The sequence below is a fragment of the Kitasatospora sp. NPDC057692 genome (assembly GCF_042799475.1).
Classification (GTDB): Bacteria; Actinomycetota; Actinomycetes; order Streptomycetales; family Streptomycetaceae; genus Kitasatospora.
Map to the genome: position 1 here is coordinate 40096 of NZ_JBHVIV010000066.1, position 11693 is coordinate 51788.

General features: G+C 74.4%; 5 protein-coding genes. 3 read left to right on the forward strand and 2 right to left on the reverse strand.

All coding sequences use genetic code 11. The annotated features are described in order from the left end of the window. Nucleotides 1-219: 219 nt before the first annotated feature. Together ACFVFS_RS29830 and ACFVFS_RS29835 are read left to right on the forward strand one after the other, a co-directional pair. Nucleotides 220-897, forward strand: a complete 678-nt coding sequence (locus tag ACFVFS_RS29830; RefSeq protein ID WP_380627917.1) for a hypothetical protein — start codon at nucleotides 220-222, stop codon at nucleotides 895-897. Further along, nucleotides 866-1723: an inositol monophosphatase family protein gene (locus ACFVFS_RS29835; protein ID WP_380627918.1), complete on the forward strand. Its 858-nt coding sequence runs from the start codon at nucleotides 866-868 to the stop codon at nucleotides 1721-1723. Before ACFVFS_RS29830 ends, ACFVFS_RS29835 begins: the two co-directional genes overlap by 32 nt. A 1-nt stretch (nucleotide 1724) precedes the next feature. On the opposite strand, the gene ACFVFS_RS29840 is transcribed toward ACFVFS_RS29835, so the two are convergent. Beyond that, nucleotides 1725-2927, reverse strand: a complete 1203-nt coding sequence (locus tag ACFVFS_RS29840) for an SLC13 family permease (RefSeq protein ID WP_380627919.1) — start codon at nucleotides 2925-2927, stop codon at nucleotides 1725-1727. Nucleotides 2928-3087: 160 nt separating this feature from the next. Between ACFVFS_RS29840 and ACFVFS_RS29845 the strand changes: the two genes are divergently transcribed. Further along, a complete protein-coding gene (locus ACFVFS_RS29845; protein ID WP_380627920.1) occupies nucleotides 3088-8994 on the forward strand; it encodes a TIR domain-containing protein in 5907 nt (1968 codons plus the stop codon). Nucleotides 8995-9060: 66 nt separating this feature from the next. Here the strand turns inward: ACFVFS_RS29845 and ACFVFS_RS29850 are convergent, their stop codons facing one another. Then, nucleotides 9061-11394, reverse strand: coding sequence for a collagenase (locus tag ACFVFS_RS29850; protein ID WP_380627921.1), 2334 nt, complete (start codon nucleotides 11392-11394; stop codon nucleotides 9061-9063). Between the last annotated feature and the right edge of the window lie 299 nt (nucleotides 11395-11693).

The following is an 11693-nucleotide window of genomic DNA, read 5'->3' on the forward strand; positions in this document are numbered from 1 at the left end:
ACCCCGCGGGGGGGGTTACCCCCCCCCCCCGCCCCAGCGGCCCCCCCCCCCCCCGGGGGCCCCCCCCCCCCCCCCGGGGCGCGGCCCCGCGGCCGTTGCGGCGTCCGCAGCGGCCTGAACGGGGTGAAGTGGCAACGGGAAACGGGGGTCGGGGTGTCCGGCCGCTGGCCGTCGGCTTCGCCCCGGTCCTAGCATGTGGGAGGGGGACGAGGGGGAGCGATGAGCGACGAACTGTTCAGGACGCTCGACCGGGCCGCCGGGCGGAGTACCGCCGAGCCGGGGCTGGACGCGCTGGTGGGCGGGTTGCTGACGCAGGTGGCGCGGGGGACCAGGGTGCTGCGGGCGGTGGCCCATCCGCTCGGGTTCTACTGCCTGCCGGTGCTGCGCGACGGCGCGCTCGGCGTCTGTGTGCACGTGTTCGATCCGGCGACCGCCGCCGGGCAGCGGGAGATCCACTGCCACAGCTGGGAGTTGAAGAGCAGCGTGCTCTACGGGCGGATCGGCAACCTGCGGATCGGGGTGTACGACGAGCCCGAACGGCCGAGCCACCGGGCCTACGAGGTGCACAGCGACGCCGCCTCCGGGGTGGACGAGCTGCGGCCGACCGCGCGGCTGGTGCGCTGGGAGCCGCTGGCCGAGCAGACCAGCGGGCGCGGCGAGACGTACACCCTGCGGGCGGGGGAGTTCCACGCCACGGTGCTGCCGGACGGCACGCCCACCGCCACCGTGGTGCTCGGCCGCACCGTGCCGGGGCCGGTGGACGTGGTGCTGGGGCCGGTGGACGGGGGCGGTCGGCGGGTGGTGCGGCGGCTCTGCGACGCGGACCGGACGGCCCGGATCGCCGGAGAGGCAGCCAGGAGGATCGGTGGACGACGGGGTGACGGCGGGCGAGGGTGACGGCGCGGGCGCCTTCGCGGCGGAGTGCCGAGTGGCGGTCGGCGCCGCCGAGGAGGCGGGCGCCCTGCTGCGCTCGCGCTTCCCCGGGGCCTTCCGGGTGGACGCCAAGGGCGCGGACGGCGATGTGGTCACCGAACTCGACCTGCTGGCCGAGGAACTGGTCACCCGCCGGATCGCCGAGCGCTTCCCCGCCGACCGGATCCGGGCCGAGGAGGGCGGCGACCGCGCCGGCGGGGCCGGTGCCCGCCGCACCTGGCTGGTGGACCCGCTGGACGGCAGCAACAACGTGGTGATCGGCCTGCCCGCCTACGTGGTCGGCATCGCGCTGTGCGTGGACGACGAGCCGGTGCTGGGCGTGGTGCACGATCCGGTGGTGGGCCGGACCTGGCGCGCGGTGCGCGGCGCCGGCGCGTACGGCCCGGCCGGGCGGCTGCGGGCCCCGGTGCGCCCGCCCGGTTCCGCCCGCCCGGTGCTCGGCTGGACCCAGGGCCACGGCGTACCGGCCGGCGACCCGGTGGTGCGGGCCCTCAAGGACGCTCTGGAGAGCGGGGCGCGCCGGGTGCTCCAGCTGTGGGCGCCGCTGCTCACCTGGTCGCTGCTGGCCGGCGGGCTGATCGACGGCTTCGTGGGCTACCGGGCGGAGGAGATCGACCTGCCGGCCGGCTGTCTGCTCGCCACCGAGGCCGGGATCGAGGTCCGCACGCCGGCCGGCGCCCCGTTCAGCGCCCGGATCGGCCGGCCGGACACGGCCCGCAGCTACGTCGCGGGCCGCCCGGAGGTGCTGCCGTACCTGCTCGATCTGGTGGCGCGGGCGGTACCCGGGTAGGTCAGACGGTCAGGGCGAGCGCCGCCGTCGCCAGCCCGACGCCGCCCAGCGCCAGCACCGCGCTGGTCGCGGCCACCCCGCCCAGCGGCACCCGCAGGCCCGCCGAGCGGCAGCGCTCGTACCAGAGCAGGGTGGCCAGCGAGGCCCAGGGGGTCACCAGCGGGCCGACGTTGGTGCCGATCAGCAGGGCCAGCAGCTGGGTGTGGTTGCCCTCCGGCACGGCGGCCTCGCCGGCCAGGTAGACGGGCAGGTTGTTGAGCAGGTTGGACAGGCCCGCGCCGACCGCCGAGGCGCGGAAGAGGCCGAGGGTGCCGCCGTCCGTGCCGATCGCGTCGGCCAGCAGCCGGTGCAGCCCGTGCGCGTCCACGGTCTGCACCACCAGGAACATGCCGGGCACCATCACCAGCAGCCGCCAGGGCACCAGCGAGGTCCGCAGCGCCTCCGGCCGGCGCACCGCGAAGGCCGCGACCACCACGGCCGCCGCCGCGCCCGAGGCCGCCCAGAGCGGGACGACCGCCGCCAGGCTGGCGGCCAGGAATCCGGTGCAGGCCAGCGCGCAGATCCGGAACAGCACCCGGTCCCCGGGCCGGTGCGCCTCCGGCGGCGTGTAGGCGGCCGCGCCGCGCCGGCCGCGCCGCCAGTAGAAGCCCCACAGACAGGCCATGGTGACCAGCAGCGCGGCCAGCTGCGGCGCCCACATGGCGCGGGCCAGGCCGGCGGGGGAGAGCGCGACCCGGTCGGCGGCCAGCAGGTTGGTGAGGTTGGAGACCGGCAGCAGCAGGCTCGCCGTGTTGGCCAGCCAGACGGTGGTCATCGCCAGCGGCAGCGGGGCGATGCCCACCCGGGAGGCCAGCGCCAGCATGACCGGGGTGAGCAGCACGGCGGTGGTGTCCAGGTTGAGCACCGTCGTGGTGAGCGCGGCGAAGCCGACGCAGAGCAGGAACAGCGCCGGGTAACTGCCCCGTCCGGCCCGCGCCACCCAGGCCGCGACCACGTCGAACACTCCGGCGGCGCTGGTGAGTTCGGCGAGTACGATGACCGATCCGAGGAAGGCCAGCAGCGGTGCGATCCGCTGGACGGACGCTCCGGCGGCGTCCGCCGGGAGGAGCCCGGTGGCGAGGAGGAGCAGGCCACAGGCGAGGAGTCCCGCCGCCAGCAGGTCCAGGGGGTGCAGCCGCTTGACGGCGGGCCAGTACGCGAACACGGACGTCAGGGTCGCACACGAGGCGTTGCCGGTCGAGGCCGCAAGCCGCACGGAGGGTCGGATTCCGTACCGGTGTTCGACCGGCGGTGACCGAAAACCACCCGGACCCGTTGCGGTGAAACAGGGTTGAGCCTCTCCGGATCGGTCATAAGCTCCTCCCATGGGGGCTCTTGACGCGACCCCGGGTGGCCCCGGGCCGATCGACTTCTTCATCAGCTACTCGCCGGCGGACGAACGCTGGGCGGCCTGGATCGCCTGGACCTTGGAGGAGGCCGGATACCGGGCCTTCCTCCAGGCCTGGGACTTCGTGCCCGGTACCAACTTCGTCGACTTCATGGACCGCGGCGTGACCGAGTCCGCCGCCGTCATCGCGCTGCTCTCGCGCAACTACGAGCGCTCGCGGTACGGGCGGATGGAGTGGCAGGCCGCGCTGCGCGCCGATCCGGACGCCCCCGAGCGGCGGCTGGTGACCGTCCGGATCGAGGACATCCCGGTCGACGGCCTGCTCGCCACCCTCACCTACATCGACCTCGTCGGCGTGGCCGAGCCCGCCCGCGCCCGCGAGCTGCTGCTCACCCGGGTCGCCCAGGCGATGGACGGCCGGGCCCGCCCCGAGCTGGTCCCCGGCTACCCGGGCAACGGAACCCCGGGCGGTCCCGGCGGCCCCGGCCCCGGCGGTTCCGGCGGCCCGCTCCAGGACCGCGGCGCCGTCCCCGCCCCGCGCCAGGTCGGCGGCACCGGCCGGGCCGGGCGCCGCCGCCCCTCCGTCCAGCCCGAGTACCCGCAGGCCGCCGGCCGCTCCGCCGGACGCGAGGCGGTCACCGTCCTGCACCTGGCCGGGCCCGCCTTCGGCAGCGGCCACGACCCGGTCGACCTGCAGGCCGCCATCTGGGGCGACCTCGTCGAACTCGCCGACGCCGGCGCCCCCGCGCCCGAACTCGTCGTCGTCACCGGCGACCTCACCGCCTCCGGCAGCCCCCGGGAGTGCGAGCAGGCGCTCACCTTCCTCACCGGGATGCGCGCCCTGCTCGGCCTCGAACCGCACCGGGTGGCCGTCCTGCCCGGCGGCCAGGACGTCAGCCAGGCCGCCTCCCGCGCCTACTTCGCCACCTGCGAGGCCGACGAACTGCGCCCCGCCCCGCCGTACTGGCCCAAGTGGCGGCACTACGCACGGCTGTTCCAGGAGTTCTACCAGGGCCTGGACACGGTCTTCGACAGCGCCCAGCCCTGGACGCTCTTCCCGGTGCCCGAACTCGGCACGGTCGTCGCCGCGCTCAACTCCTCGATGGCCTGGACCCACCGGCCCGAGGACCGCTACGGCTGGCTCGGCCCCGAGCAGGCCGCCTGGTTCGCGCAGGCGCTGCGCCCCTACGAGAACGACGGCTGGCTGCGGATCGGCGCCGTGCGCCACCCGGTCACCCCGGGCTCCGGCGTGCGCTCCGCCAACATCGCTCCCGCCCGGACCCCGCACGGCCCGGACACCGAGCCGCTGCGCGACGGCGACCGGTTCACCCGGCTCACCGCGCCCCGCCTCCACCTGCTGCTGCACGGGCCGGGCGACGGCCGCACCGCCCCGCGCGCCCTCACCACCTCGGCCGGCGAACTGCCGGTGTTCGCCGCCGCCGCCCCCGGCGCCCACCAACTGCTCCAGCTCACCCGCGAGGGCCTCACCCGCTGGCCCGCCCCCGGCGTCGAACGCCAGCGGCTCACCGCGCCCTGGCACCGCGCCGGCCGCGCCTTCCCGGCCCCCGCACCGGCCCCGCAGGCCGGACCGCCGCAGCTGGAGGAGGTGCGCGAGCCCGCCGACACCGACCACGAGGCCCGCGCGCTCGCCACCCCGGAGGAGGCCCTGCTGGCCCGGGTCGCCGAGGTCTGCCGCACCCGGCACCCCGGCGCCCAGATCCGGCCCGTCGCGGGCACCGCCACCCAGCTCTTCGTCACCTGGGCCGAATCCGGACTGGTCCGCCAGCAGCGGGTGGCCGCCTGCGTCGGCACCCCCACCGAGGAGGAGGTCGAGCGCTTCGCCGAATCGGTGCACGCCGACGGCGCCGCCCTGGACGCCGAACTCGTCCACGACGGTCCGCCGCCCTCGCGCGAACTGCGCGACCGGGCCCGCCGCCGGGGCGTGCGACTGCGCAGCTTCCTGGAGTTCCAGGGCCTGATCGACCTGCGCGGCCACGTCGCCGCCCAGACCGAGCGGCTGGCCACCGACAGCCAGTACCACCCCGGCCTCTACCTGCCGCAGCGCTACCGCGACACCGAGCGCCCCGGCGCCGAGGAGCGCGACGGCCTGGTCGAGGAACTGCTGCGGCTGCTCGACTCCGACCACGGCCGCTTCGTGCTGCTGCTCGGCGACTTCGGCCGCGGCAAGACCTTCGCGCTGCGCGAGCTCGCGCGCCGGCTGCCCGCCGAACTCCCGCACCTGTCCCCGCTGTTCATCGAGCTCAGCGCGCTCGACAAGGCGCACTCGCTGGACGGCCTGGTCGCCGCCCACCTCACCGAGCACGGCATCGACACCCTCGACCTGCGGGCCTTCCGCTACATGCTCCGCCAGGGCCGGGTGGTGCTGCTCTTCGACGGCTTCGACGAGCTCGTCAACCGGGTCAGCTACGAACGCGCCGCCGACCACCTCCAGGTGCTGCTCGACGCCGCCGTCGACAACGCCAAGATCGTCGTCACCAGCCGCACCCAGCACTTCAGCTCTCACGAGCAGGTGCTCACCGCGCTCGGCGAGCGGGTCGGCCTGCTCCCGCAGCGCCGGCTCATCGCCGTCCAGGACTTCACCCCGCACCAGATCCGCGGCTACCTCGGCAACCGCTACGGCGACCAGGAGGCCGCCGACCGCCGGATGCGCCTGCTGGAGGCCATCCCCGACCTGCTCGCGCTGTGCCGCAACCCCCGCCTGCTGAGCTTCGTCGCCGACCTCGACCACGACCGGCTGCGGGCCGTCGCCGGAGCCGGCCGGGCGCTCAGCGCCGCCGGCCTCTACCAGGAGGTCTTCACCGCCTGGCTGCGGTTCGAGGAGCAGCGCGGCCACGGCGGCCCCGGCGCCGCCCCCGGCCTGCACCTCGACCAGCTCTGGCAGGCCGTCACCCTGCTCGCGCTGCGGCTGTGGGAGAGCGGGCGCAGCTCCATCCCGCTCGACGAGATCGTCGACATCGCCGGCGTGCTCAACGGCCTCGCCGAGAACCGCTTGCCCACCCCGCAGGTCGCCCACGCCGTCGGCTCCGGCAGCCTGCTGGTCCGCTCCGACGAGGGCATGTTCCACTTCATCCACGGCTCGGTGGTGGAGTGGCTGGTCGCCCGGGCCGCCGCCGAGGCGCTGCTGCGCGGCGACGCCACCCTGCTCGGCCGCGGCCCGCTCAGCCGGCTCGCCGTCGAGTTCCTCTGCGACCTCGCCGACCACCAGGTCTGCCAGCGCTGGGCGCGCTCCGTCCTGGACGCCCCCGAGCCCGGCTCCGAGGCGGCCCGGCTCAACGCCGTCAAGGTCCTCGACCGGCTGCGGGTGCCCGCCCACACCGACCTGCGCGGCGCCACCCTGGCCGGTGAGGACCTCTCGCACCGCGACCTGTCCGGCGTCGACCTGTTCGGCGCGGACCTGCGCGGCGCCCGGCTGCTCGGCGCCAACCTCTCCGGCGCCGACCTGCGCGGCGCCCGCCTCGCCGGGGCCCGCCTGGACTCCGCCGACCTCTCCGGCGCCGACCTGCGCTTCGCCGACCTGCACGGCGCCCGGCTGATCCGCACCGACCTGCGCGGCGCCCGGCTGCGCGGCAGCCGCTGGCAGCGGGCCGCGCTGATCTCCGCCGTCACCGACGAGGAGGTGCTGGCCGCCCCCGAACTGCAGGCCGCCGCCATCGCCCCCGGCCTGCCCGTCGAGGCCGGCTTCAGCCCCTCCGAGGTCGGCGTCCCCTACGGCTTCGACGTGCGCTCCACCCGGCTGCCCGAACCCGTGGCCTTCAGCCGCGACGGCCATCTGCTCGCGGTCGGCTCCGAGGACGGCAGCGTGCTGGTCTGCGACGCCGTCACCGGCATCGCCCTGCGCACCCTCAAGGACCACATCGGCCGCGTCTACGTCGTCAAGTTCGCCGGGGGCGTGCTCGCCACCGGCAGCGCCGACGGCACCGTCCGGCTCTGGGACCCGGTCTCCGGCGAGTGCCGCCACCGCCTCGACGTCCACCCGGGCGGCGTCTGGCCGGTCTCGCTCGCCCCCGACGGCCGGATGGTCGCCACCGGCGACCTCAACGGCGTCGTCACCCTCTGGGACACCGCCACCGGCGAGCCGCTGCACCGCCTGCCCGGCCACGCCGCGCCCGTCTACACCGCCGTGTTCAACCCCGACGGCACCGTGATCGTCACCGGCGACCAGGGCGGCGGCGCCCGCCTGTGGTCCACCGTCAACGGCCGCCGGCTCGCCGTCCTCCCCGGCCACCGGGGCACCGTCTACCGCTCGGCGTTCAGCCCGGACGGCACCCTGGTGGCCACCGCCGACGGCGGGCCGGACGACGGCACCGGCGGCACCGTGCGGATCTGGGAGGTGGCCGGCCGCCGGCTGCGCCACAGCATGCCCGGCCACGCCGGGCGGATCTACACGCTGGCCTTCCACCCCGACGGCGACCTGCTCGCCAGCGGCGACACCGAAGGCCAGATCCGGTTCTGGAACCCCCTCGACGGCACCCCCGCAGGCCGGGCCGAGGACTCCACCGGCAAGATCTACCAGGTCACCTTCGACGAGGCGGGCACCCGGTTCGCGGCCAGCGACAGCGACGGCGGCGTCCGGGTCTGGCGGGTCGGCGCCCCCGAGAACGCGGCCGCCTCGGGCGCCGCCGGGCCGCGTGAGGTGGTGCCGCTGCGCCGGCAGCCGCCCGAGCACCGCGGCTCGGTCTGGGCCTGCCGGTTCCGGCCCGGCTCGGGACGCGGCGGCGCGGAGAGCGACCCGCTGCTGGTCACCGGCGGCAACGACGGCCGGGTGCGGCTCTGGGACCCGGCCAGCGGCCGCAGCCGCCAGCTGCTGCGCGGCCACGGCCGGCGGATCGGCTCGCTCACCTTCAGCGGCGACGGCAGCCTGCTCGCGGCCGGCGGCAACGACGGCGCGGTCCGGATCTGGGACCCGTCCACCGGCCGCCGGCTGCGCGAACTCTCGGGCCGCAGCAGCCGGTTGGTCTCCGCGGTGTTCAGCCCGGAGGAGTCGGTGCTGGCCACCGCCACCAACGACGGCGACCTGTGCCTGTGGAACGCCCGCACCGGCGAGTACCTGCGCGAGATGGACGTCGAGACCGAGCACGTCTGGGCGGAGGCGTTCAGCGCCGACGGCGTCCTGGTGGCCACCGCCAACGACGACGACACCGTCCGCATCTGGTACCGCCGCACCGGCGCCCACCTCACCACGCTGCGCGAGCACCGCGGCCGGGTCCGCTCCATCGCCTTCAGCCCGGACGGCCGGCAGCTGCTGACCGGCTGCGACGACACCACGGTGCGGATCTCCGACATCGCGAGCGGCCGGGTGGTGGCCGAACTCGACGGCCACACCGACCGGGTGTACGCCGTCGCCCCGTCCGTCCACAGCGACTGGCTGGCCAGCGCCTCCTGGGACGGCACCGCGCTGATCTGGGTAGACCGCGCCGTCCGCCACCGCCTCACCGGCCACGTCGGCCGGCTGTGGACGGCCGCCGCCCACCCGCACCGCCCGCTGCTCGCCACCGCCGGCGACGACCGGGTGGTCCGGATCTGGGACCCGCTGAGCGGCACCGAACTGGCCGGCCTGCGCGGCCACACCGGCCGGATCCTCGCCGTCACCTTCAGCCCGGACGGCTCACTGCTCGCCAGCGGCGGCGAGGACGGCACCGTCCGGCTCTGGCGGGTCCCCGTCGACGGCCGACCCACCGCCCTCGCCACCCTCCTCGGCGCCCCCGACGGCTGGGCGGCCCTGCTGCCCTCCGGCGCCTACAAGTGCGAGGGCGACGTGGCCGGCGAGTTCTGGCACGCCGTCGGCATGTGCCGCTTCGAGCCCGGCGAGCTCGACACCCACCTCCCCGGTGTCCACCGGCTGCCCCTGGAGGAGGAGTTGTAGGCACGGGGCGGGGCCCCGCCGTTCGCACACCGGCGGGGCCCCTGGGGGTGGTGCTGTCGAGTACTGCTACTGGTACTGGACGCTGAGGGTGGCGCCCGCGAAGTCCTGCTGGGCGGCGAGGCTGAAGAAGGCCCACCCGGCGGGCGGGTTGGTGATGGTCAGCGTCTCGCCGTTGCCGGCGTTGGTGGACTTGGCCTGGTAGGCGCCGGTGGTGGCCCAGGTGGAACCGCCGTAGTAGAGGTCGGCGTTGCCGGTGCCGCCGCTGCTGGTGATGGTCAGCGTCTTGACGCCGGCCGGCAGGTTGACGAAGTGGTAGCTGTAGTTGCCGGTGGTGGCGGCCAGGTTGTCACGGCGGCAGTTCTTGTCGAACTGACGGGTGTCGGGGATGGTGCAGACCGGGATGGTCGGGGTGACCGGGCCGGTGGGGGCCTCCGGGAGCGGGCCGCAGTCGTTGCTCGCGCAGGCGTCCAGCCAGGTGTTGAAGTCGGCGTCGTAGCGGGTGCCGATGTCCTGCTTCAGGAAGGCGCGGGCACCGTTCCAGTCGGCGGCGCGGTACTTGGTGAGCACGGTGTCGACGTCCGCGCGGTGCTTCTGGAGCATGTAGCGCACGGCCAGCCAGCCCCAGCGGTAGACGCGGTTGGTGTTGACCTCCGCGCTGGCGGTCTGGTCGTAGACGGTGTCGAACAGCTCGCTGAGCTTGTAGGCCTTGGTGGCGGCCAGGTCGATCGCCTTGTCGTTGCGCTCGTTGCGGTAGGCGGCCGAGATGTTCTCGGCGATGCCCTCGACCCACCAGGTGGTCGGGGTGAGCTCGCTGGCCGCGAAGTCGCCGCCCATGTTGTAGCGGCCGTCGAGGTAGTGGGTGTACTCGTGGTTGAGGTTCCAGATCGAGAACGTCGAGGTGTCCCACCAGACCTCATGGGCGATGAAGCGGGCCTGGTTGCCCGGCTTGCTCGGGTCGCCCTCCTCGTACATGCCGCCGTTGTCGACGTCGATGTCGTAGAAGGCCCAGGCGTACAGCTTGTAGTGGTACTCGTCGTTGAAGACGACGACCTCGAGGTTGGTGTTCACGTCCCCGGGGATGACGCCCTGGTCACCGATGATCTTGTGGAAGAAGGGGTTCTGGTTCACCAGGTTGGTGCAGGTGGAGGACAGCTGCCAGGGGGACATGTCCTGGGCCCGGATCTTCAGGTCCGGGTTGCAGGTGTACGTCGTCGGGAGGATCACCGGGATGAGGCGGGCGCCCAGGTCGCAGATGCCGTAGTCGGCGCAGTGACCCTTGTCGAACTGGCGGGTGGCCCAGCCCAGGTTCATGGTGATCGGGGCCGTCGGGCCGGTGTTCGGCCAGCGGGTGATCAGGTCCTTCAGGATCGGCCGGAGCCGGGGCTTGAGCTCGTCGACCTTCAGGGCGTAGCCGAGGAAGCGGCCGGTGTTGCTGACGAGGGTGTCGTGGTTCAGCACCGGCTCGTTGCGGGTGATGAAGCCGGCCCAGACGTCGACAATGGTGGGGTCGGCCCGGAGTGCGGCCTTCCAGCCGGTGGTGTCCTTCTTGTCCTCGAAGCCGTCCTTGACCATCGGGTCGAACCGCCGGACGGTGGCCTGGAGGCGCTCGGGCGCGGTGAGGCCGTCGTAGGTGGAGAGCAGCCACTTGTAGACACCGGCGTACCGGCCGAGCGTCGAGGTCTGGTCGATGAACGTGGCCGTCTCGACGAGGAGCGCGGCGTTGGCGTTGGTGGTGTCCTTGCTGTGCGGGGAGGCGAAGAACGCGTCCAGCGCGCCGTTGGCCGCGGCGGTCAGCGTCGGGCCGTAGGCGCCGACCACGGCCGGGTAGTTCGACTGCACCCAGTAGGCGGCGCGCAGGAACAGCAGGAGCTGCCCGATGTGGGTGCTGTTGTCGCCCGGGTAGGCGGGCGAGTCGTCGCGCAGCGCGTTGGCGACGGTCACCAGGTTGGACTCGCGGAAGGCGGTCGCCGCGTTGTCCCCGGTGAGGTCGAACAGCGGGTAGGTGCACTCGACCTTCGGCAGATCCTTGAGCTTCTGGACCAGCGCGCTGCCCGTGGCGCTGATCAGCTCGGAGAGGTCGGTGGGACAGCTGTCTGCGGCGGCGGCCGAGAAGCCCTTGGCGGCCGAGGCAGGCGCGGCGGTCGGGGCGCCGAGTGAGCGCTCGTCCCGGTCGTTGTCGTCGGCGGAGAGCTTGAAGGGGTGCGTCCGTCGGATGTCGGGCTCGGGGAACGGGATCGACCGGGGCGCCGAAGAAGAGGTGGTGCCGGCGGCGGCAGGGGGGCCCGCGGGGGCCGGGGCGGCCTGGCTCTGCGGGGCGAAGAGGCCGATCGCGAGGAATAAGGCGGTGCCGAGCGCAGGGACTCTGCGTGCGGTGGCGGCGGACATGCGGAAGGAACGCATCTGTGGGGGCCTCCGGGCCGTCGGGGCCGTGTGTTTTGGGGCACACGGTCTTCGATGTGTGACATGTAAAATGGCACACGTCACACTCCGCTGGGAAGATCGCGGACCGGAGAATCGTTCGCCGCAACCGAAACGTTGTCAGTTCGCTTGCCGGGCAGGCTCCGAGAGGGTGTGCGCGGGCACGGGAAGGGCCCCGCCGGACGTGGCGGTTTCTAACGGTCCTCGCAACACCTGATGGCTTACGTGGTCGTCAGTAGATCACGCAGGCGCTCGGCTGGGGTTCTCCAGCCGAGCGTTTT

Excerpts from the sequence above, each read along its gene's own strand:
- ACFVFS_RS29850 (WP_380627921.1), bottom strand. The coding sequence starts at position 11,394 with ATGCGTTCCTTCCGCATGTCCGCCGCCACCGCACGCAGAGTCCCTGCG.
- ACFVFS_RS29830 (WP_380627917.1), top strand. The coding sequence starts at position 220 with ATGAGCGACGAACTGTTCAGGACGCTCGACCGGGCCGCCGGGCGGAGT.
- ACFVFS_RS29845 (WP_380627920.1), top strand. The coding sequence starts at position 3,088 with ATGGGGGCTCTTGACGCGACCCCGGGTGGCCCCGGGCCGATCGACTTC.